Annotated in this window: 21 protein-coding genes and 1 pseudogene; 11 read left to right on the top strand and 11 right to left on the bottom strand. The window is 72.1% G+C overall.

What is annotated here, in order from left to right:
• Positions 1–121: 121 nt before the first annotated feature.
• Positions 122–1318: an agmatine deiminase family protein gene (locus JIW86_RS36460; RefSeq protein ID WP_416237637.1), complete on the top strand. Its 1197-nt coding sequence runs from the start codon at positions 122–124 to the stop codon at positions 1316–1318.
• Positions 1319–1346: 28 nt separating this feature from the next.
• Here the strand turns inward: JIW86_RS36460 and JIW86_RS41775 are convergent, their stop codons facing one another.
• Entirely contained in the window at positions 1347–1790 is a 444-nt protein-coding gene (locus JIW86_RS41775; protein WP_322975576.1) for a hypothetical protein, read from the bottom strand.
• Positions 1736–2131: pseudogene (locus JIW86_RS41770) on the bottom strand (enoyl-CoA hydratase/isomerase family protein); the annotation flags it as partial. The gene JIW86_RS41775 and the pseudogene JIW86_RS41770, both read right to left, overlap by 55 nt.
• Positions 2132–2412: 281 nt before the next feature.
• Here JIW86_RS41770 and JIW86_RS36450 point away from each other — a divergent pair.
• Positions 2413–2778 (top strand): MerR family transcriptional regulator, encoded by a 366-nt coding sequence (locus JIW86_RS36450; RefSeq protein WP_257558600.1) that lies wholly within the window; start codon positions 2413–2415, stop codon positions 2776–2778.
• Positions 2779–2797: 19 nt separating this feature from the next.
• Here the strand turns inward: JIW86_RS36450 and JIW86_RS36445 are convergent, their stop codons facing one another.
• The 9 genes from JIW86_RS36445 to JIW86_RS36405 all read right to left on the bottom strand — a co-directional run bounded on the left by JIW86_RS36445 (position 2798) and on the right by JIW86_RS36405 (position 12130).
• The gene (locus JIW86_RS36445; RefSeq protein WP_257558599.1) at positions 2798–3313 is read right to left on the bottom strand and encodes an SRPBCC family protein; all 516 of its coding nucleotides are present in this window, start codon (positions 3311–3313) and stop codon (positions 2798–2800) included.
• Positions 3314–3417: 104 nt separating this feature from the next.
• A complete protein-coding gene (locus tag JIW86_RS36440) occupies positions 3418–3867 on the bottom strand; it encodes a hypothetical protein (protein WP_416237636.1) in 450 nt (149 codons plus the stop codon).
• Between the two features lie 103 nt (positions 3868–3970).
• Entirely contained in the window at positions 3971–5371 is a 1401-nt protein-coding gene (locus JIW86_RS36435; protein WP_263862079.1) for an aminobutyraldehyde dehydrogenase, read from the bottom strand.
• Positions 5364–6680 carry a flavin monoamine oxidase family protein gene (locus JIW86_RS36430; protein WP_257558598.1) on the bottom strand — a complete coding sequence of 439 codons (1317 nt, stop codon included), beginning with the start codon at positions 6678–6680 and terminating at the stop codon, positions 5364–5366. The genes JIW86_RS36435 and JIW86_RS36430 overlap by 8 nt, the downstream gene beginning before the upstream one ends.
• A 74-nt stretch (positions 6681–6754) precedes the next feature.
• Complete coding sequence (locus JIW86_RS36425) at positions 6755–7900, bottom strand: ABC transporter ATP-binding protein (protein ID WP_416237701.1); 1146 nt, start codon at positions 7898–7900, stop codon at positions 6755–6757.
• Between the two features lie 5 nt (positions 7901–7905).
• Complete coding sequence (locus JIW86_RS36420; protein ID WP_257558596.1) at positions 7906–8841, bottom strand: ABC transporter permease; 936 nt, start codon at positions 8839–8841, stop codon at positions 7906–7908.
• On the bottom strand, positions 8838–9743 hold the full coding sequence (locus JIW86_RS36415) for an ABC transporter permease (protein ID WP_257558595.1): 906 nt from the start codon (positions 9741–9743) through the stop codon (positions 8838–8840). Before JIW86_RS36415 ends, JIW86_RS36420 begins: the two co-directional genes overlap by 4 nt.
• Position 9744: 1 nt before the next feature.
• Entirely contained in the window at positions 9745–10875 is a 1131-nt protein-coding gene (locus JIW86_RS36410; protein ID WP_257558594.1) for an extracellular solute-binding protein, read from the bottom strand.
• 67 nt (positions 10876–10942) lie between these two features.
• Complete coding sequence (locus JIW86_RS36405; RefSeq protein WP_257558593.1) at positions 10943–12130, bottom strand: aromatic ring-hydroxylating oxygenase subunit alpha; 1188 nt, start codon at positions 12128–12130, stop codon at positions 10943–10945.
• A gap of 406 nt (positions 12131–12536) precedes the next feature.
• Here JIW86_RS36405 and JIW86_RS36400 point away from each other — a divergent pair, with 406 nt between their 5' ends.
• The 9 genes from JIW86_RS36400 (at position 12537) to JIW86_RS36360 (ending at position 21564) form a co-directional block, all read left to right on the top strand.
• Positions 12537–12977 (top strand): hypothetical protein, encoded by a 441-nt coding sequence (locus JIW86_RS36400; RefSeq protein WP_257558592.1) that lies wholly within the window; start codon positions 12537–12539, stop codon positions 12975–12977.
• A complete protein-coding gene (locus tag JIW86_RS36395; RefSeq protein ID WP_257558591.1) occupies positions 12974–14284 on the top strand; it encodes an NADH-ubiquinone oxidoreductase-F iron-sulfur binding region domain-containing protein in 1311 nt (436 codons plus the stop codon). Before JIW86_RS36400 ends, JIW86_RS36395 begins: the two co-directional genes overlap by 4 nt.
• Positions 14281–14472 (top strand): ferredoxin, encoded by a 192-nt coding sequence (locus tag JIW86_RS36390; protein WP_257558590.1) that lies wholly within the window; start codon positions 14281–14283, stop codon positions 14470–14472. The genes JIW86_RS36395 and JIW86_RS36390 overlap by 4 nt, the downstream gene beginning before the upstream one ends.
• Position 14473: 1 nt before the next feature.
• Positions 14474–16549, top strand: coding sequence for an acetate--CoA ligase family protein (locus JIW86_RS36385; protein ID WP_257558588.1), 2076 nt, complete (start codon positions 14474–14476; stop codon positions 16547–16549).
• Positions 16550–16652: 103 nt separating this feature from the next.
• Positions 16653–17825 carry an acyl-CoA dehydrogenase family protein gene (locus JIW86_RS36380; RefSeq protein ID WP_257558587.1) on the top strand — a complete coding sequence of 391 codons (1173 nt, stop codon included), beginning with the start codon at positions 16653–16655 and terminating at the stop codon, positions 17823–17825.
• Between the two features lie 50 nt (positions 17826–17875).
• The gene (locus tag JIW86_RS36375) at positions 17876–19048 is read left to right on the top strand and encodes an acyl-CoA dehydrogenase family protein (RefSeq protein ID WP_257558586.1); all 1173 of its coding nucleotides are present in this window, start codon (positions 17876–17878) and stop codon (positions 19046–19048) included.
• Positions 19049–19131: 83 nt separating this feature from the next.
• Positions 19132–19992 (top strand): 3-hydroxybutyryl-CoA dehydrogenase, encoded by an 861-nt coding sequence (locus JIW86_RS36370; protein WP_257558585.1) that lies wholly within the window; start codon positions 19132–19134, stop codon positions 19990–19992.
• A gap of 132 nt (positions 19993–20124) precedes the next feature.
• Complete coding sequence (locus tag JIW86_RS36365; protein WP_257558584.1) at positions 20125–20736, top strand: TetR/AcrR family transcriptional regulator; 612 nt, start codon at positions 20125–20127, stop codon at positions 20734–20736.
• Between the two features lie 129 nt (positions 20737–20865).
• Positions 20866–21564, top strand: coding sequence for a response regulator transcription factor (locus JIW86_RS36360; RefSeq protein WP_257558583.1), 699 nt, complete (start codon positions 20866–20868; stop codon positions 21562–21564).
• Positions 21565–22031: the final 467 nt, after the last annotated feature.

Genomic DNA, 22031 nt, shown 5'->3' with positions numbered 1-22031 from the left:
ACACGCGGCCGCATCACTCTCCGTGCATGGCGGCCGTTCGCGGTACGAGCGCGCGCTGTTGTCCGTAGAGCTCGGCCCGGTCTTGTCGGCCTTCGCCACACACCGCGCCCGCCCTGGCCGGATGCACCCCTTCCGCCAGCCCACGATCGGAGTTCCCGTGTCCTTCCTCGACCCCACCCGTCGGACCGCGCTTCGCACCCTCGCCGGAATCGGCGCCCTCGTCGCGGGCTCCTCGGCCTGCGGCCCCTCCGGAGGCGGAGCGAAGGCCGGCGCCACCGGCGGGCCCTCCCAGCCCGCCGCTGCCGGCAAGCGCCGGCTGGGCGCCGAGTGGGAGAGCCACGCCCGTACGTTCATGTCCTGGCCGGCGCTGTCCTCGGTCTGGGAGGGAGACCTGCCCTACGTGCGCGAGGACATCGCGCGGATCGCGCGGGCCGTCGGGGAGTACGAGGCGGTCGTCATGATGGCCCGGCCCGATCAGGCGGACGCGGCACAGCGGGCGTGCGGCTCGCAGGTCGAGGTGATCCCGCTGGCCGTCGACGACCTCTGGGCGCGCGACACCGTCCCCGTCTTCGCCGAGCAGGACGGCAAGGTCGTCGGGGTCGACTTCAACTTCAACGGCTGGGGCAACAAGCAGGAGCACAAGAACGACGGGGTCGTGGGCCGCGACCTGCTCCAGAAGTACGGGATCCCCCGGGTCCAGGCCCCGCTGGTCGCGGAGGGCGGATCCTTCGAGCCCGACGGTGAGGGCACCCTGCTGATCACCGAGAGCTCGATCGTCAACGACAACCGCAACCGGGGCAAGAGCCGGGACACCATCGAGGGCGAACTCAAACAGACCCTGGGGGTCGAGAAGGTGGTGTGGCTGGCCGGGGTACGCGGCGAGGACATCACGGATGCCCACGTGGACAGCCTGGTGCGCTTCACCGCGCCCGGTGTGGTCCTGCTGGACCGCGCGCACCCCAGCACCCCGCCGGACTCCTGGTCGCGCTCCGCCGACCAGGCCAAGTCCGTCCTGTCGAAGGCGACGGACGCCCGCGGCCGGCACTTCGAGGTCATCGACCTGCCGCAGCCCGACCTGAACAGGATCACGGGCCAGGGCGACGACTTCGTGTCGACCTACGCCAACTTCTACATCGCCAACGACGCCGTCTTCATGCCCGCGTTCGGGGACCGCAAGGCCGACGACCGGGCCCGCGGCCTCCTGCAGGAACACTTCCCCAAGCGGGACATCGTGCCGGTCGCGATCGACACGATCGCCTCGGGTGGCGGCGGCATCCACTGCTCGACCCACGACCAGCCCGGCAAGCCCGCCGCCTGACCGCGCACACCGCGCAGCTGCCGAAGCCCTACCAGGGAACGCGGTCCAGCGAAGCCTCCAGGTCGAGTTCGCCTTCGCGGGTCTGCGCGCCGGCCTCCACGGCGGCGCGCATGCGCTCGACCACCGCGTCCGGAGCCGGGTACACCCCGGCCAGCGCCTTGCTCTCCTCGGCGAGCCCCTCCAGCAGCTGACCGCCGCCGGTCGATGCGGCCCCGACCGCCGCCTTGGCCGCGGCGATCTGTTCCGGGCGCAGCGCCGCGATGCGCCCGGCGAGTGCGTCGACGAAGCCGTCGAGTTCCTCGGCCGGGAGGGTGCGGTTGATCCAGCCGTAGCGCTCGGCCAGCTCCGCGTCGAGCAGGTTCCCGCGAGGATCACTTCCAGAGCCCTGGCGCGCCCCACCAGCGGGGTCAGCAGCTGGGTCCCGCCGCCACCGGGGATGATGCCCATCCGGGTCTCGGGCTGGGCGAGCCATGTCCGCCCCGTGGCGGCGAAGCGCATGTCGAGTGCCATCGCCAGCTCGTTACCGCCGCCCCGAAGGCGCCCGGCGAGCTTGGCGATCGTCACCTGCGGCAGCGTGCGGAAGCGCAGCATCAGCTTCTGCATGGGGTTGAGGAGCGACTCGTCGCCGCCGGTGCCGGCGTTCGGGTTGGCCAGCTCCGCGAAGGTCTCCGGCTTGAGCATGAAGCTCAAGTCGACGTGGGCGGCGAAGAAGTCCGGGTCGGCGCTCTGTACAACGATCACGCGCACCCGATCGTCCCCGCGGACCGCCCCGGCGAAGTCGTGCAGTTCGTTGATGAGTGCCGTGTCGAGCATGTTGACCGGCGGGTTGTCGAGCGTGACACGAGCCACGCCCGAGTCGATCGCCACGCGCAGACTGGTGTATTCGTCGTACGACGGCATCTCGTCCTTCTCTCGGTGGATACTCCGGCCCGCAGGCCCTCCACCGATCACGCTAAAAGCTGACGCTGACGTCAGAGGCAAGAAGGTGTGACGCACGCCACGCCGGCCACGGCACCGTCTCAGCCATGGAGGCCGCCCCTTACGCTGACGTCAGGGGCAGGAACTGCCGGACCCTGCAAGGCAAGGGAGGCGCGATGCGCATCGGGGAACTCGCCACCAGGACAGGCGTGAGCGTGCGGGCACTGCGGTACTACGAAGAGCAGAACCTGCTGGCCTCCGAACGCAGCCCCAGCGGTCAGCGGCGCTATCCGGACAGCGCGGTCGACCGCGTCCTGCTGATCCAGCAGCTGTACGCGGCAGGGCTGGCGAGCAGGTCGATCGTGGAACTGCTGCCGTGCGTCGTGACCGGTGAGGTGACGCCCGAGCTGCTCGACCGGCTGACGGCCGAGCGGGACCGCATCGACACCCGGATCGGCAATCTGGCCAGCACCCGGGACAAGCTCGACAGCATCATCACCGCGACTGCCACCACCCTGCAGACCGGCCGCCCCTGCCCCTGATGAGCACGCCGGAAGGGAATCATGCGCTGTCGGACGCCGGCTCCAGGGCCTTCTTGAGGTTGCGCAGCGTGGTGCTGATGTTCCTGCGCTGGAAATCGGCGAAGGTGTGTCCCCGCGTCGCGACCCGGTCGAAGGCGTGGGCCGCGAAGTCCGGCCACGAGCGGCGGTCGTCGGTCCACGTCTCGGTCACCCGGGTGCCCTCCGGAACGGACTCGAACCGGTACTCCCACGTGGCGATCGGGCCGGGTATCCGCGGACGCCGGATCCCGATGGCGTGCACCCGGAACCTGAACAGCCGGTCCTTCTCGACCGCCGTCACCGTGCACCGAGTGGTCCATCGGAAGGCCCCGCGCTTGTTCCGCCCGTCGAAGACCGTCCCGACGCGGGTCTCTCCGGCGGCGCCGCCGTGGACGGTGGCGCCGAGGTTCTCCGGGCTCCAGTCACCCATCCGCGCGGGATCGGAAACGTGCCGGTAGACGTCGGCGGGACGGACATGGACGACGATGCTGTCGGACACCGTGAACGTACGAGGCATGGCTCTCCCCTCTCGTCGTCCGACGCTACCGTCCCGGCGCCCCCGTGGCTACCTCCCGGTAACTTCGGGTCGTCGCCAGAGGGACGGCCCCTGCCACGGCCGGGTCAGGCAGTCGGGCTCGTGTCCGCTTCTCGGTGCATGCCCTTGCACAGTGCCCAGACGACGAAGAGGTTGACGGCGACCAGCACCAGGGCCCACCAGGGGTAGTACGGAATCCACAGGAAGTTGGCGATCGCGCCCAGCCCGGCAACGGCGACACCGAAGAAGCGCGCCCACAGGGCTCCGCTGCCGAGGACGGCGCAGCCGGCGAGGATGAGGACGATGCCCAGGATCAGGTGTACCCAGCCCCAGCCGGTCAGGCTGAACTCGAACACGTAGTGGCGCGTCGTGACGAACAAGTCGTCCTTCGCGAGGGCCGCGATCCCTTCGAAGAGCGCCATCGCTCCGCCGAAGATCATCAGGGAACCTGCCAGGACGGTGGTGCCGGATGTGGGCGCATGCCAGGGGTTCGGGGGTGCGGTGCTTGCGCGGGGGCTGCTGGCGTCACTGGCCATGTCGATCTCCATGGGTTGCAGAGCCGGCCTGACATGCCGGGACCGGCGGGGTCCCCCGTCTCAGCGTGTCACGGCGATCACCCATCGGCATTCCGGCCTGGGCTCACAGCATGACGTGTTTGGCCTGGGTGTAGTCCAGGAGGCCGGACAGGGAGAGGTCACTGCCGTAGCCGGAGTGCTTGACTCCGCCATGCGGCATCTCGGAGACGGTGGTGCCGTGGGTGTTCACCCAGACGATGCCGGTGTGGAGGGCGCGGGTGGCACGCATCGCGCGGTCGTGGTCGGTGGTCCACACGCTCGCGGCCAGGCCGAAGCGCACGCCGTTGGCGAGGCACAGAGCCTCGGCCTCGTCGGCGAAGGGCTGGACGGTCACCACCGGGCCGAAGATCTCCTCCTGCACGATCTCGTCGTCCTGGCGGACACCCGCGACCACCGTGGGCTCGTGGAAGAAGCCGGGGCGCGGGAGTCGGCTGCCGCCGGTGACGATCTCGGCGTGGGCCGGCAGGCGGTCCAGCAGGGCCTGCACCGAGGCGAGTTGGGCCGCGTTGTTGAGGGGCCCGAAGTCGACGCCGGTACGGAGCCGTGCCGCTTCGGCGGCGAAGGCCGCGAGGAAGACGTCGTGGATCCGGCGGTGGACCAGGAGCCGGGTGGGCGCGGTGCAGTCCTGGCCGGCGTTGTAGTAGGCGACGGCGGCGAGGGCTGCGGCGGTGGCCTCCACGTCCACGTCCTCGTGGACCAGGACGGGGGCGTTGCCGCCGAGTTCCAGGTGGACCCGCTTGAGGCCGGCCGCGGCGGCCGCCGCGATCTCCCGGCCGGCGCGGACGCTGCCGGTGACGGCGATCAGGGCGACCGCCGGGTGGGCGGTGAGGGCCCGGCCCGTGTCTCGGTCGCCGCAGACGAGGTTCAGCACGCCCGGCGGCAGGTGTCCCGCGGCGATCTGGGCCAGCAGCGCGGACGAGGAGGGGGTGGTGTCCGCGGGCTTGAGCACGGTGGTGTTTCCGGCGGCGATCGCCGGGGCGATCTTCCATGCGGCCATCATCAGCGGGTAGTTCCAAGGGGTGATCTGGGCGCAGACGCCCACCGGTTCGCGGCGCAGCAGGGAGGTGCGGCCCTCGGTGTACTCGGCCGCGGCGGCGCCCGGGAGGTTCCGCGCGGCTCCGGCGAAGTAGCGGACGGTGTCGACGATCGCGGGCAGTTCCTCGTTCCTGAACTGGTCGGCAGGCTTGCCGGTGTCCCCGGTTTCGGCGGCCACGAAGGCGTCCGTGTGCGCCTCGATGGCGTCGGCGATGCCGAGCAGGGCGCGCTGCCGGGCGGCCGGGGTGGTCGTGGACCAGTGCGCGTACGCCGCTGCCGCCGCGGCGCAGGCCTCGTCCGTGTCGGCCGGGCCGGAGCGCGGTGCGTGGCGGTGCACCCGGCCGGTGGCGGGGTCGGTCAGGGCCATCGTCGCGCCCGAGGCGGCGGGGCGGTCCACTCCCCCGATGTGGTTGTACAGGGTGTCAGCCACGGCTCAGCGCCTCCTTGGCGGCCTCGCGTCCGGTGCGTACGGCGCCTTCCATGTAGCCGGCCACCCACTGGTCGGATCCGCAGACGTAGAAGGGGGGTTCGTGGGTGCCGTGCCGGGGGCCGACGGCCATGACGTCACCGGGGGTCCACTGGGTGACGTACCCCTGGGTCCACGGGTCGGTGCCCCACAGGCGTACGTACGTGGCGAGCGGATGGTGCGCCTCGTCGCCGTAGAGGCGCGCGATGTCGGCCAGCAGTTCGGCGGTGCGCAGGGGAGCGGGCATGCCGAGCAGGACGCCGTAGCGCTCGGGCGGGACCAGGGCGGAGAGGATGCCTTCGCTCTGCGGCCAGGTGCTGCCGAGGACACCTTCGCATTCGGAGAGGCCGCTGAGGCCGCGGTCGCGCCAGAAGGGTCTGTCGTACGCGGCGGTGAACTTGGCCGCGAGGGCGTGGCGTTGGCGATGCAGTGCGGCGAGGCGTTCGTCGGAGACTCCGGTGACGGCGACCGAGCGGAGCGGGCCGACCGGGAGCGCGCTGACCACGGCGTCGGCGGTCAGGGTCTCGCCGCCCGCCAGGCGTACGGAGCAGCGGCCTGGTCGCCGTACCGTGACCGCCTCGACGGGTGAGCCCGTACGTATCCGCCCGCCGAGGGCCTCGGCCATGCGCAGGGCCACGGTCGCCGATCCCTCGGCGCATCGCAGGCCTTCCCAGGCCTCGTACTCGTAGTGGCCCGTGCCGGGTACGGCGGCGTGCTTGCGGAGGGCGGCGAGCAGCGAGGTCCGTTCGCAAGCGCCGTCGGCGAGGGCCAGTTGGCCGATCTCCCAGAGACGTACGACGGCCTGGGTGGCTCCCTGCGAGCGCAGCCAGTCGCCGACGGAGAGCCGGTCGAGGGGCGTGGCCTCGGGGTGGGACCAGGGGTCGGCCGCATCGACGGTGGCGGCGAGCGCGGTGAAGGCGGCGGTGACCTTGGCGTGGCAGGCTTCGTCGCCACCCCCGAACCAGTGGGGCGGGTCTCCGGCACCGACTCCTTCGGGGGTGGCGCGGACGAGGGCGCCGGGCTCGGCGACGTAGCTGGGGACCAGGGTGAGGCCCAGTTCCGCGGCGAGGGCGGTGTAGGCGGTGTGGGCCCGGCCCACCACCTCCCCGCCGAGCTGGACCAGCCGGCCGTCGGGGAGGGCGGTCTGTTCGACACGTCCGCCGACCCGGTCGCGGGCCTCGACGACGAGGACGTCGGCCCCGCCTGCGGCCAGGTCGCGCGCGGCGGCGAGACCGGCCAGTCCGGCGCCGAGCACGATGACGTCGTGGTTCATGGGGGTGCTTCCTTCGGTCGGTGCGGGGCGGGGGCAGGAGGCGGGGCGTGGGGGCGTGGCGTGGGGGCGGGGTGTCAGTCGAGGACCAGGCAGTGCTCGGGCTTCCAGCCGATCTCGACCTGCTCGCCGCCGCTCCAGCGGTCCTCCATGCGGGAGCGGACGGTGTTCTGCTCCAGCACGGACACCGTGACTCCGGGGGCCAGTTCGATGAGGTAGGTGGTGGTCGGGCCGCAGTAGACGGTCTCCCGGACGACTCCGCTCACCTGGGCCATGCCCGGTTCGAAGTCGGAGAGCCAGATCTTCTCGGGGCGGATGGAGAGGCTGACCCGGCTGCCGTCGGGGACGCCGGACCGGGGGCCGACGGGCAGGGCGGGGCCCTGGTCGAGGACGACCCGGCCCGAGCGGTAGGTGCCGGGGACGAGGTTGGAGGTGCCCATGAAGGAGGCCACGAAGCTGCTCGTCGGGCGCTCGTAGACGTCCTCGGGCGTGCCGCACTGCTCGATGCGTCCCTCGTTCATGACCGCGAGGCGGTCGGACATGGTCAGGGCTTCGTCCTGGTCGTGGGTGACGAAGACGAAGGTGATGCCGACCTCGCGCTGGATCTGCTTGAGCTCGACCTGCATCCGGCGGCGGAGTTTGAGGTCGAGCGCGGCCAGCGGCTCGTCCAGCAGCAGGACTTGCGGCCGGTTGACCAGGGCGCGGGCGAGGGCGACGCGCTGTCGCTGGCCGCCGGAGAGCGTGGGCGGCTTGCGGCCGGCCAGTCCCCCGAGCTGGACGAGGTCGAGCATGTCGGCGACCCGTTCGCGGATCTCGGGGCGGGCCACGCCCTTGCGCTTGAGGCCGAAGGCCACGTTGTCGGCCAGTGAGAGGTGGTCGAAGAGGGCGTAGCTCTGGAAGACGGTGTTGACGTTGCGCTTGTTGGGCGGGAGGCCGGTGACGTCCTGGCCGTCGAGCAGGACGCTGCCTTCCGTGGGGTCGGCGAAGCCGCCGGTCATCCGCAGCAGGGTGGTCTTGCCGCAGCCGGACGGGCCGAGGAGGGAGAAGAACTCGCCCGGGGCGACGTCGAGGGTGACGTCGTGGACGGCGTAGGCGTCGGAGTTGGGGTACTGCTTGCTGACCCGGTCGAGCCGGACGGCGGGATTCGGGTGCGGCTGAGGGTCGGGGTGAGCGTGAGGCTGCGGCTGCGGCTGCGGCTGCGGGTGCGGGTGCGGGTCCTGCATGGGGGTCACTTCCCTGAGAGAAGATCGAGGCCGCCGCGGCGGCCGAACAGGCGCGGGATGGCGAGCGCGAGCACGATGAGGCCGATGGATCCGACGAGCATCAGGGTGCCGACGGCGTTGATGGTGGGCTGGACGCCGAACCTGATCGCCGAGTAGATGCGGACGGACAGCGGCTGCGGGTCGACGCCGGTGGTGAAGTAGGCGAGGACGAAGTCGTCGAAGACCAGGGCGAAGATCAGCACCCCGGACGCGAGGATGCTGGGGAGCAGCGCGGGCAGTGTGACCAGGAACAGGGCCTGCCGGCGGGTGGCGCCGAGGTCCATCGCGGCCTCCTCGACCTCCGGGTTGAGGGCGGCGATGCGGGAGCGCAGGATGACCGTCACGTAGGAGATGGAGAAGGTGATCTCGGCGAGCATCACGGTGGTGGTGGACAGGGTGATGCCGAGGCCCTTGAAGAGCATCATCGCCGCGACGCCGGTGACGATCTCCGGGGTGATCAGCGGGACGAGCATGACCAGGCCGGCGAAGGAGCCGAGGCGGCTCCGGTTGCGTACGAGGCCAAGGGCCAGGGCCACGCCGAGGACGAGCGAGCCGGCCATGGCGACCAGGGACACCCGCAGGCTCATCCCGAGCGAGTCGATGAGTACGTCGTCGCGGAGGAACGCGCTGTACCAGCGGAGGCTGACGTCCTCGAAGACGGTGAGGGACTTCTGCGAGTTGAAGGAGAACAGGACGACGACGACGACGGGGAGGTAGAGCAGCGCGAAGAAGGCGGCGGTGACGGCGATGGCGAAACGGGGCCGGCGGTCGGCCCCGCGTCGGCGGCGGCGCGGCCGGCGGGCGGGCCTCGCCCGTGTCCCGTCGGCGGCCGGGAGCCCGCGGTGTTCGGCCGGGTCGGCCGGCGGCCGGAGGTCGGCCTGGGCGGCGGGGCGCAGGGTCATCGGACCGCCTCCGCCTCGTCCTTGCGGGTGCGCCGCAGATAGCCCAGCATCCCGAACAGCAGGACCGCCATCAGCAGCATGGTCAGGGCCGAGCCGAGCGGCCAGTTCTGGCCCTGGAAGAACTTGTCCTGGATCAGGTTGCCGATCATGATCTGGTCGGGGCCTCCCATGAGCTGGGCGCTGACGAAGTCGCCCATGGCGGGCAGGAATACGAGGACGCAGCCGGCGGCCGCGCCCTGCCGGGTGGCGGGGACGGTGACGAAGAGGAAGGTCCGCAAGGGGCCGCCGTAGAGGTCGCGTCCGGCCTCGATGAGCGAGGTGTCCATGCGTTCCATGGCCGCGTACAGCGGGATGATCATGAAGACGACGAAGCCGTAGACGAGTCCCGCGATGACGCCCGGCCCGGTCTGGAGGATCTTGGTGCCGTCGTCGGCGATGCCGATGGCGCGCAGGGCCTTCAGCAGCGGCCCGTCGTCGGAGAGGACGACGGACCAGCCGTACATGCGCACCAGGTAGTTGGCGAAGAACGGCACGACGATCGCGGCGATCAGCAGGTTCTTGAAGCGTCCGCCGTGCAGCGCGATGGCGTAGGCGACCGGGTAGGCCACGGCCAGGCAGATGAGGCAGGTGATCAGCGCGTAGCCGAGGGAGCGCAGCAGGACGGTGCGGTAGGCCGGGTCCGCCAGTGCGGCGAAGTTGTCGGTGTTGAGCCCGAAGCGCGGGTTTCCGAGCGGGTCGGTGGTGCCGAACGCGAGGGTGGCCACCAGGAGGAGGGAGGCGAGGAGGAACCCGGTCATCCAGAGGGTGCCGGGGAGCATGAGCCAGGTCCACAGCCTCGCCCCCGAGACGGCCGGTCCCGCGCCCGGCGGACGGGCCGTGCCGGATCGGTTGCGTCGTGCCATGTCAGCCGGCCTTCACATCGGTCCAGGCGGCGTCGCGGTGCTGTTCGCCCTTCGCGGTGCCGTTGCGGAAGTAGCGGTCGTCCTTGAGGTCGTCCGTGGTCACCAGGCACTGGGGGAACGGCTCCACGAGCGCGCTGTAGGTGTCCTCGCTGCCGCGGACCGGCATCGGGTAGCCGATGTACTCGATGTTCTTCTTCACGTTCTCCGGGCGGAGCATGTAGTCGATGAAGAGCATCGCGGTGCCGGGGTGTTGCGCGTCGGCGGGGATGGCGTAGCAGTCGGAGTTGACGGGGGCGCCCTCCCGGGCGACCTCGAAGCCGAAGACGGAGGGGTCCTCGGCCTGGGCGAGCATGGCGGCCATGTCCCCGCTCCATGCCTGGGTCATGTCGGCGTTGCCGTTGAGCAGGTTGTTGTAGCTGTCGCTCGAGAAGCCGCGCAGGCGGGGGCGGAGCGAGCGCAGGGTGTCGGTGATCCGTGCGAGGTCGTTCGGGTCGCCGGTGGTGACGTCGAGGCCGAGCTTGAGCGCGCCCATGCCGAGCACCTCGTCGCGGTCGTCGAGGACGAAGACCTTGCCCTTGGCCTTGTCGTTCCACAGGTCGTCCCAGGATCCGGTCAGGTCGCCGAGCCGGTCCCTGCGCCAGCCGATGCCGGTCTTGTACATGGTGAAGGGGACGGTGTGCCGGGAGCCGGGGTCGTACCAGGGGTCGGCGAAGTAGTCGTAACCGCCGAACACGGCTTCGGCGTTCTTCAGCCGGGCGTGGTCGATCGTGCGCAGCTTGCCTCCGGCGGCGAGCCGCTCCGACCACTTCGCCGTGGGGAAGATGATGTCGTAGCGGTTTCCGGCGTTGAGCTTGGCGGCCATGCCTTCCATGGAGTCGAAGTTGGACTGGACGACCTTGACGCCGTACTCCTTCTCGAAGCCTTCGAAGACGGCCGGATCGACGAAGTCGGCCCAGTTGAAATAGACCAGGTCTCCGTCGACCTTGACGTCGATCGGCGTCTCCTCGGCGGCCTTGCCGGCCGGGTCGTCTTCGGATGCGAATCCGCAGCCGGCCACCGAGAGGCCGAGGGCCGCGGCGGTGCCGGCGCGGAGGAAGGAGCGTCTGGACAGGGAGTGTGCCTCGGGGGACATCGGGGGTCCTCTCCGTAGGGGGCCGTGGGGGGACGGCGGGGAACGAACGGTGCGTCAGGGCGCGGGTTCAGTGCTGGGCGGTGTCGGAGCCGGTGTCGGAGCCGGCGTCGAGGTCGGCCCGGATGCGGCCGGCGAACCAGCCGACCGCCGACTCGCGGCGGGACAGGGGCCCGGGTTCGAAGCCGGGGGTGGAGAGCCCCTTCTGCACCCGGGCGACGAGTTCGGCGTCCTCGTCGTTGGTGATCCAGCCGATGTGGATGTTCAGGCGGCGGGCGAGCCGGGTGCGCAGGCCCGTACCGCGCCGGGTGTAGAACGCGCCGGGTACGGCCACCCGGTCCACCGCCGTGGGGATCGCGGTCCAGGCCAGCACGTGGTCGGGGTAGAAGTCGATCAGGGTGTTCGGGTAGATCACCGCGTACCGCCAGACCCGCCGGTCGGCCTCGTTGAGGCCGGGCATGGGGGCGGCGATGCGCTGGTAGAGGCGTTCCGCCCAGTTCGAGGACGGTTTGTCCCGCAGGGGCGAGGCGAACAGGGCGTATGACTCCTCGATCTCGCAGGTGTAGCCCTGGTAGTCGAGCAGCCGCATCAGCCCGGGATGCGCCACCGGGACGTGGTAGCCCTCCAGGTAGTTGTCGACGGCCACCTTCCAGTTGGCCTCCTGCACTTCGGCCCCGGCCAGGTCGTGGATCCGGCTGCGGCCGACCGGTACCAGGTCGGCACCGGCGTAGTGGCCGACCGCCTCGGCGAGCCCGGCGCACTGCTGCGCCAGCGGTACGGCGTCGGGGTCGAGGTTGACGAAGACGAAGCCGAGGAAGGATTCGACGCGGGCCGGGAACAGACCGAGCCCGGGCTTGTCGAGGCAGGGGATCTGCCGTGCCTCCGGGGCGCCGACCAGGCTTCCGTCGAGGCGGTACGTCCAGCCGTGGTACGGGCAGCGGATCGCCTTGCCGGCCGCTTCGGGGGCGGTGACCAGGCGCGTTCCGCGGTGGCGGCACACGTTGAGGTGGGCGGCCAGGCCACCGTCCTCGGTACGGACGACCAGTACCTCGCGGTCCGCGACCGCCGCGGCGAGCCGGGCTCCCGGGTTCGGCAGGTCGGACTCGTGACAGACGACCTGCCAGGACTTGGCGAAGACGTGCTTCGTCTCGGCGGCGGCCGTGTCGGGATCGGTGTAGTAGCGGGCTGACAGGGCGGGCCCGGGGGCGTCCTGGACCGGCTGCTCGATAGGGGGCTTTTCAGGGGCTCTGGAGTGCATCGGGTGACTCCTCCGTGCCGGCGGTGCGGCGATCGGTTTCGGCGATCGATGTCGAGACGACCCAGCAGCGGGCAGCAGGCCGGGGCGGACGCCGAGACCTTGCTGACCGATTGGACAGTCAGATTGCTGGCTGATTTCCGCCGGGTCAAGACTTGTACGCTGACCGATCGGTCAGCTAGCGTAATTCTCGTCGCTGCACCGGCGTATCTCCACTTCTGGGCCTTTTGTCTGGCCGGACGCAGCCCGCCCCCCTGGCACCCGCCCGGGCCCGCACCCCCTCCATCCCTTGCCGCACGCCCCCGGCGTCCCCCTGCGGCGAGCCCCTGGGCATCCCCGTCTCCCCCGCCCTCGGCTCCCGTCACCCGACCCGGTCGGTCACGGCACCCCATCCCTCCCGGAGGCACGCATGAGCGGTCGTCGGCGTCTGGACTGGCTCGGGCTCACTCCCGAACCCGAGCGGGAACTGCCCGCAGCGGTCGCCGCCCTGCGCGCCTCCTCGCACCGTCCCCGCTCGGAGTCCGCACAGGCAGCACGGACGGCAGAGCTGACGGCCGAGCTGGCGGCCGCCGAGCGGCGCCGCGTGGAGCGCCTGATCCTGCGGGGCAGCCGCCACAGCTGGCTCCGCTACCTGGCCGAGGTCACCGAGCTGGTGACCGCCGTGGCCGCCCGCCCTGAGCCGGGCATCCGCGCGGCCGCCCTCCTCGCCGGAGAGGTGGTCCTCGACCACCACCGCATGCTCATCGGCCTCCCGGGAACGGGATACGGCCGCACCGCCAGGGACCGCAGCGCACTCGAAGGCGCCGTACGGATCCTGCGCACCGACCCCCGGACAGGGAGCAGCCGATGACCACCATCCGATTCCCCACGGCACCGTCGCCGGGCTCCGTACTCGGAGCGGCACCCCACGTGACGGAGAGTGCCGATGCCTACCGCGCCACCGGCGGCTACGCCGACGCCACCGGCCCGGACGAGCTCCTGCACCACCTCGCCGCATCCGGTCTGCGCGGTCGCGGCGGGGCCGGCTTCCCGGCCGCCGTCAAGCTGCGCGCCGTCCGCGAGCGCGGCGGCGTCCCGGTGGTGGTGGCGAACGGCGAGGAGGGCGAGCCGGGCTCGGTCAAGGACCGCTGGCTGCTGCAGGCCCGGCCCCATCTGGTCCTCGACGGCCTCGTCCGGGCCGCCTCGGTGACCGGCGCCGTCCGCGGCTACGTCTACCTCTCGGACCCGGAAGCGGGTGCACGCGTCCGCCGGGCCCTCGCCGAACGGGAGCCGCACCTGCCCATCGAGGTCGTGGAGACCGCCCACACCTACGTCGCCGGTGAGGAGAGCGCGGTCGTCCGCCGGATCGACGGCGGACCGGCGCTGCCCACCGCCAAGCCGCCCCGCCCCTTCGAGCAGGGGGTCGGCGGCGCGCCGACCCTGGTCTCCAACGTCGAGACCCTTGCCCGGATCGCCCTCACCGCGACACGCCCCGACCTGCGCGACCGGATCGCCCGCGCCACCCTGGTGACGCTGTCCGGCGGGAGGGGGGCGCCCGTGCTCACCGAAGTCCCGTACGGCGTCCCCCTGCGCACCCTGGCGGCGGCTCACGGCACCCCGGACGCGGCCGGGGCCCTGATGGGCGGGCTGTTCGGCGGACTCGTCGACGCCCGGGCCCTGGACCTCCCCCTCGACCCCGACGCACTCGCCGCGGCGGGCACCGCGCTGGGCTGCGGAGCGATCCGCTTCCTCGCCGTCGGCGCCTGCCCGGTGAGCACCGCCGCGGACGCCATCGGCCACCTCGCGGCCGAGAGCGCACGGCAGTGCGGCGTCTGTGTGTCGGGCACGGCGGCGATCCGCGACGCCGTGCACGCGCTCTGCGCGGGCACGGCCGCCCCCGACACCCTTGCCCACCTGGACCGGTGGTCCCGAGGCCTGCCCGGGCGCGGGGCCTGCGGCCTGCTCGACGCCGCCGCGGGCACCGCGGGCAGCCTCCTGCTCGCCTTCCCCGATCTCGTCCGGTCGCACCTCGGCGGGCCGTGCCCCGGCTGCATCGCTGCCTTCGCCACCGCCCCGCCCGCGGGCGTCCACGGGCGCCGCCTCGCCGTGGCCGTACCGGAGGTCGCCGACGCGGCCTCGTCCCGCACCCCGTTGCCCGCCCTGAAAGGAACACCGTGAAACTCCTGCTGGACTCCACCCGCTGCCAGGGCTACGGGCTGTGTCAGGAACACGCACCCGACCTGGTCGAACTCGACGAATGGGGCTTCGCGAGGGTCATCGCCCTCACCGTCCCGTCCGGCACCGAGGAAGCGGCGCGCGCCTGCGCCGAGAGCTGCCCCAACTCCGCCCTCCGAGTGGAGAAGTGACATGGCACGCGATCTGACCGCTCTCTTCGACCCCCGCTCCGTCGCCGTGGTCGGAGCCAGCGACGACCCGGCGAAGTACGGCCACGCGGTGGCCTCCCAGGCGTTGCGCGCCGACGGGCGGCGGCCGGTGCACCTGGTCAACCGGCGCGGCGGCACCGTCCTCGGCAGACCGGCCGCCCCGTCCCTCGCCGCGATCGGCGAACCCGTCGAACTGGTGGTGATCTCCGTCCCGGGCGACGGTTTCGAGGCCGCCGTCGAGGACGCCCTGGCCTGCGGGGCGAAGGCGATCGTCGGCATCACCGCGGGTTTCGCCGAGGCCGGCCCGGCGGGACTGGCCCGGCAACGCGCGGTCGTCGCACGCGTCCGGGAAGCCGGAGCCGTCCTCGTCGGACCCAACTGCCTGGGCATCGCCGACAACACGACCGAGCTCTACCTCGCCTCGGACCGCTTCGCTCCCGGCGGCGTCGCCCTGCTGAGCCAGAGCGGCAACCTCGCCCTCGAACTCCAGCTCCGCGGCGCTCCGCACGGCCTGGGCTTCTCCCGGTTCGTCTCCCTCGGCAACCAGGCCGACGTCACCCTCGTCGACCTCGTCGAGGACTGCGCCCGCCACGAGGCCACCACGGCGATCGCCGTGTACGCCGAGGACTTCGGCGACGGCAGGGCCTTCGCCCGGGCCGCCGCCGCGGCGGGCAAGCCCGTGGTCCTGCTCACCGCCGGGCGGGGCTCCGCGTCCGCCCGCAGCGCCCAGTCGCACACCGGGGCGCTCACCACCTCGGCCGACGTGGTGGCCGCCGCCTGCCGCGACGCGGGCGTGGAACTCGTCCGTACGCCACGGGAGATGACGGTGGTACTGGCGGCCGTGAGCGCCCGGCCGGGACCGCGTACGAAAGGAAGCCGGACCGCGGTCTTCACCGACGGCGGCGGCCACGGTGCGATCGCGGCCGACGCCGCCGAGGACGCCGGGCTCGACGTACCGGAACTCGCCGCGGCCACGCAGGAGCGGCTGCGGACCGTACTGTGGCAGCAGTCCGCGGTCGGCAATCCGGTCGACCTGGCGGGGATGGGCGAGCAGCAGCCCCTCTCGTACGCCGACACGGTCGCGGAACTCCTCGCCGCCGACGAGGTCGACGCCGTCCTGATGACGGGCTACTTCGGCGGGTACGCCGCTTCCGAGGGCGGCCTGGGCGGCAGCCCGGCCGGCGGCTCCGTGCTCGCCGAGGGCGAGACGCGGGCCGCCGAGAAGATCGTCACGCACCTCGCGGTCGCGCCGAAGCCGATGGTCGTGCAGTCCATGTATCCGCAGTCGCCGAGCTGCCGGGTGCTGGCCGAAGCCGGGATACCGGTCTTCGCCGCCACCGAGGACGCCGCCCGCGCCCTGTCGGCGATGACCGTCCGGGCGGCGGGCGGCACACCGCAGCTCCCCGCGCTGCCCGCTCCGGCCGCGCCGCTGCGGGACGCCGGGTACCACGGGGTGCGAGCGCTGCTCGGCGCCGCCGGGGTGCCGTTCCCGCCGGCGCGCGAGATCACCGACGAGGCCGGACTGCTGGCCGCGGCAGGGGAGTTCGACGGCCCGTACGTGCTCAAGGCCCTGCACCTCCTGCACAAGTCCGACGCGGGCGGCGTAGCGCTGCGGCTGGCCGGCCGGGACGCGCTCCTCGCCGCGTACCGGGACATGCACGCCCGGCTCGGCGCCCCCGCCTACTCGGTCGAGGCGATGGCCGACCTCTCGGACGGCATCGAGCTGATCGTGGGCGTGAACCGAGACCCCCGGTTCGGACCGGTGGCGATGGTCGGGCTCGGCGGCGTCCTCACCGAGACCCTGCGCGACGTCGCCTTCGCGCTGGCGCCCGTACCGGCCCGGCGGGCCGAGGAGTTGCTGCGCGGGCTGCGGACCGCCGCGCTTCTGGCGGGCGTCCGCGGGCGGCCGGCCGTCGACGTGGCCGCCGCCGCCGCCGTCATCGAACGCATCACCGCGGTGGCCGCCGCACATCCGGAGATCGCCGAGCTGGAGGTCAATCCCCTGCTGGTGCGTCCGGACGGCGCCCTGGCCCTGGACGCACGGGCCGTCCTGGGCTGACCCCGAACCACCCGCCCGTACCACCCGCCCTTACCCCCCTGCCCTTTCCCCCTGCTGTCCGTACGCCCTTCCGTCCGCACCCCTCGCGTCCCGGAGACACACCATGGACTTCCGCTACACACCCGAGCAGGCCGACCTCAAGGCCCGCGCCGCCGCCTACACGCGGCTGCTGATGAGGTACGAGGACCAGTCCGAGGAGGCGGGCGGCCCGCTGCCCGCCGAGACGGTCCGCGAACTGACCCGCGCCGCCATCGACGCGGGCGTCTACGCGATCAACATGCCCGCCGAGTGGGGCGGAGCCGGCCTGTCCCTGCTGGACCAGGTCATCGTCGAGGAGGAGTTCGGCAAGGTCACCAACTGCCTCTGGGACATCCCCTGGCGGCCCGCGAACGTCCTGGCCCACGGCACCGCGGCACAGCGGGAGAAGTACCTCCTGCCCGTCATCCGGGGCGAGCGGTTCGACGCGTTCGCGGTCACCGAACCCGGTGCGGGCTCCGACCCCGGCTCGTGCACGAGTACCGCGACCCGCACCGAGGGCGGCTGGCTCCTGAGTGGCGAGAAGTGGTTCGTGACCTGCGGGGACATCGCCGACTTCCTGCTGGTGCAGGCCGATGCGGGCCCCGAGCGGGCCGCGACGCTGTTCTTCGTGGACAAGCAGGCACCGGGTGTCGAGATGACGCGCGTCCCCCGGTTCATGCACTCCGCGGTGAACGGGCACCCCGAATTCACCTTCGCCGACGTCTTCGTCGCCGACGAGGACGTGCTCGGCGGCGTCGGCAACGGCTACGAGCTGACCAAGGAGTGGTTCACCGACGAGCGGCTGATGATCGCCGCCCGGACCGTCGGCGCCGCCGAACGGGCCCTGGAACTCGCCCGCGACTGGGCGGTGGAGCGCCGCCAGTTCGGCTCCCCCATCGCCGACTTCCAGCTGATCCAGGGCATGCTCGCCGACTGCGCCGTCGACATCGCCGTCAACCGCGCCTACACCCACCAGGTCGCCTGGGAAGCCGACCAGCCGCACACCGACCCCAAGACCCTGCACGCCAAGGCGTCGACGGCGAAGCTCGCGGCGAGCGAGGCCGCCGGACGGGTCATCGACCGGTGCGTACAGATCTTCGGCGGCCGGGGCTACGACCGCTCGTACCCCGTCGAGCGCATGTACCGCGAACTGCGCGTCGACCGCATCTGGGAGGGCACCTCCGAGATCCAGCGCCTGATCATCGCCAACGAGCTGATCAAGCGCGGCACCCGGGCCCTCGCGCTCCCCGGCTCCTGACCATCCCTTCCGCTCCCCCTGCCCCTTCCATCACGATTCCAAGGACAGACATGGACTTCCGTCTCACCGCCCGTCAGGAAGAGCTCAGGGACTCGGCGCGCGCGCTCACCGAGTTCATCATGAAGTACGAGCTCGACTGCGAGGAGAACAACGGCCTGCCCCCGCAGGCCCACACCGAGATCCGCGACGCCGTCCTCGACAGCGGCCTTCAGGCGGTCAACATGCCGGCGGAGTGGGGCGGCGCCGGCCTCACCATCCTGGAGCAGGTCACGGTCCAGGCGGAGCTCGGACGGCTCACCGGCGCCCTGTGGGACATGGTGTGGCGTCCGGCCAACGCGTTGTCCTTCTGCACGCCGGAGCAGCGCGAGCGGTACCTCGTCCCGGTGATCCGGGGGCGGCGCCGCGACTGCTACGCGGTGAGCGAGCCGGAGGCCGGCTCCGACCCGCAGAGCCTGCGGACCACGGCGACCCGGACCGCCGACGGCTGGGTGCTGAACGGCGAGAAGTGGTTCGTCACCGTCGGCGACCACGCCGACTTCATGATCGTGCTCGCCGCCGCCGGGGAGGAGGGGGCCCCGACGCTGTTCCTCGTCGACAAGGACACGCCGGGCATCGAGATGACCCGGGTGCCCCGCTGGATGCACACGTTCGTCTACGAGCACCCCGAGTTCACCTTCACCGAGGTGCACGTCCCCGCGGATGCCGTGCTCGGGGAGGTGGGCAACGGTTACGACATCACCCGCTCCTGGTTCACCGAGGAACGGCTGATGATCGCCGCGCGGACGATCGGCGCCGCCGAGCGGGCCCTGGAGCTGGCCCGCGACTGGGCGGTGGAGCGCCGCCAGTTCGGCTCCTCCATCGCCGACTTCCAGCTGATCCAGGGCATGCTCGCCGACTGCGCCGTCGACATCGCCGTCAACCGCGCCTACACCCACCAGGTCGCCTGGGAGGTCGACGAGGGCCGGGTCGACCGCAAGACGCTGCATGCCAAGGCGGCCATCGCCAAGCTGTCGGCGAGCGAGGCGTCCGGCCGGGTCATCGACCGGTGCCTGCAGATCTTCGGTGGCCGCGGCTACGACCGCTCGTACCCCGTCGAGCGTCTCTACCGCGAACTGCGCGTCGACCGCATCTGGGAGGGCACCTCCGAGATCCAGCGCCTGATCGTCGCGGGCGAACTCGTCAAGCGCGGCACGGGCGTGCTGCAGATGCCGTCGTCCGTGTGACCGTCCCGGCGGCGATCCGGCCCCCGCCCGCGGCCCGGACCGCCGCCGTGCGTCCTTATGAGAACCATCTGAAGGGAAAGCCGATGTCCGATGTCGAACGGGTCGGGGTCGTGGGATGCGGTCTGATGGGCTCCGGTATCGCCGAGGTCTGCGCCCTCGCCGGGCGGGACGTCGTGGTGGTGGAGACCAGCCGGACGGCCGCGGACGCCGGCCTGGAGCGGATAACCCGCTCCCTGGCACGGGCCGCGGCCGCCGGAAAGCTGACCGACGCCGAACGGGACACCGCAGTGGGGCGGATCGTGGTGACCACGGACATGGCCCGGATGGCGGACCGCGACCTCGTCGTCGAAGCGGTGGCCGAGGACGAGCGGGCGAAGCTGGAGGTCTTCGCCCGGCTCGACGCGACGGTGCAACGCAGGGACGCCGTGCTGGCGACGAATACCTCCTCCATCCCGGTCATCCGGCTGGCGGCAGCCACCTCACGGCCGGAACACGTGGTCGGCCTGCACTTCTTCAACCCCGTCCCCGTGCTCGCCCTCGTCGAGCTGGTGCCGTCCCTGCTCACCGCCGAGGAGACCGCCCGGCGGGCACGGGAGTTCGCCTCCGACGTCCTGGGCAAGCAGGTCGTCCGCGCCCGGGACCGGGCGGGATTCGTCGTGAACGCGCTCCTCGTGCCGTACCTGCTGGCCGCGGTGCGGATGGCCGAGTCCCAGGCCGCGTCGGCCGAGGACATCGACCGGGGCATGACCCTGGGCTGCGCCCACCCGCTCGGGCCGCTGGCCCTGGCCGACCTCATCGGACTGGACACCGTCCAGGCCATCGCCCGGTCGATGTACGCGGAGTACCGGGAGCCGCTGTACGCCCCGCCGCCGCTGCTGGCCCGGATGGTGGACGCGGGCCTGCTCGGCCGCAAGACCGGCCGGGGTTTCCACACCTATCCCTGACCGCGGTCCCCCGACGGCCGGAGCCCGGAAGCCCCATGCGCGAGGATGGTGGTCCGGCGGGCGGGGCCGCCGGGGCCTTTCCCATCACCCACTCACCCGACCCAACGGGCGCCGACACGGGGAGCAGCCAACGTGACCAAGGCCGAGCGCGCACTCGAAACGCGTGAGCGAATCCTCACGGCAGCGTGCGAAGTGATCGCCGACATCGGTTTCGAGCACGTCAGCATGCGCAAGGTCGCCGAGCACGCGGGCGTCTCGAAGGCCCTGTTGCACTACCACTTCGACACTCGCGAGAAGCTCTTCGCCGAGGCGATGACGCACTCCTTCGCCAAGACCGGTACGGACACCGGCAGCGACACCGATACGGACCCGGCCGCGGTCGTCCTGGCCCGCATCGTGCACAGCATGCTGCCCACGGACGCGGAGCTCCACCAGGACTGGAAGCTCTGGCAGGAGCTCTGGGTGCGCGCGCTGCGCGACGGTACGGCCCGGCACCTCGCCGTCGACCTCTACGACCAGCTGCACGCGTGGGTCGGCGGAGTCGTGGAACGGGGCATCCGGTCCGGCGAGTTCACCGACTGCGACGTCGCCGCGGTCAGCACGTTGGTGCTGGCCCTGTGCGACGGCCTCGGCATCCGGCTGATGCTGGAGGACCCCCGGGTCGACCTGGCCACGGCCCGGTCGACGATCTGGCAGGCGATCGCGCCCACCCTGGGGATCGCCCCGGTCTTCCCGGCGGTCTGACGGATACGGCTCCGGCTCCGGCTCCGGCCGGCGCATTGTTCGGGGAATGTACGGGTGGCGGCGCGCCCACAGGAAGGCCGGATCGATGCGGTTAGCATCGGCGAGGAGTGCCGCACGTGAGAGGCAGTGATGACGGAGTCCAGGGGCCTCGTGCTGATCGTCGAGGACGAGCGCCACATCTCCGATGTGCAAAGGCTCTACTTGGCGCGCGAGGGCTTCGGTGTCCACGTCGAGGCCGACGGGACCGCCGGGCTCGCGGCCGCGAGGCGGATGCACCCGGTGGCGATCGTGCTGGACATCGGTCTGCCGGGCATGGACGGCATCGCCTTCTGCCGTGCCCTGCGTGACTCCGGCGACTGGACGCCGGTGCTGCTGGTCACCGCGCGCGGCGAGGAGGCCGACCGGATCCTCGGCCTCGAACTGGGCGCGGACGACTATCTGACCAAGCCGTTCTCGCCGCGCGAGCTGGTCGCCCGGGTCAAGGCCGTACTGCGCAGGGCGGCGGGGCCGACCGGTCAACTCCCCGGCCGCCCGCCCGAGAGCATCGGCCGGCTCAGCCTGGACCCGGTCAGCCGCACCGTGCGCCGCGACGGAGAGCCGGTCGAGCTCACCGCCACCGAGTTCAACCTCCTCGCGCACCTGCTCCGGCACGTGGGGCAGGTGTTCACCCGTGAGCAGCTGCTCGCCCAGGTGTGGGGGTACCCGGGCTACCGCGACACCCGGATGGTCGACGTCTTCGTCTCGCAGCTGCGCGCCAAGCTCGGCGACGCGAGTCCGATCTGTACGGTCCGCGGCGTCGGGTACAGCGCGATGGCGCCCGGCACGTGAGCCGCTCCCGGCCCGGCAGTCCGCGCCGGGGCTCCCTCGCACGCAACATCGTGGTGCTGACCACCGTGGTGGCGGCGCTCGCGGTGGCGCTGACCGGGCTGGTCGCCTGGCAGACCGCCGCGCACGGTGCGGAGGAGCGTGAACGTGACCAACTGACGCGTCAGGCAACGGTGCTCAGTCGTCTGCCGGCCCTGTCCGAGGCTCTTTTCCACGGCGCCCAGCTACTGGGCGGGCCGAACAACGTGCAGCTCGCGGTCATCGCCCCGGACGGCACGGTGAGCGGAACCGCCACCCCGGCCGTCGACAGGGCGTCGAAGTCGGCTCTGCTGGCCGGGAAGCCGGTCTCCACCACCGGCATCCTGGGCGGCCGGGACGTGCTGCTGGTGGGGCAGCCCGGCGTGCGCGGCGGAGCGGTCGTGCTGACCGAGCCGTACGCGGTCGTCACCGAGAACACGAACCAGATCCGC

The organism is Streptomyces sp. NBC_00162 (assembly GCF_024611995.1).
Lineage (GTDB): Bacteria > Actinomycetota > Actinomycetes > Streptomycetales > Streptomycetaceae > Streptomyces.
The sequence above is the reverse complement of the archived record's forward strand: the minus strand, read 5'-3'. Positions and strand labels throughout refer to the sequence as shown.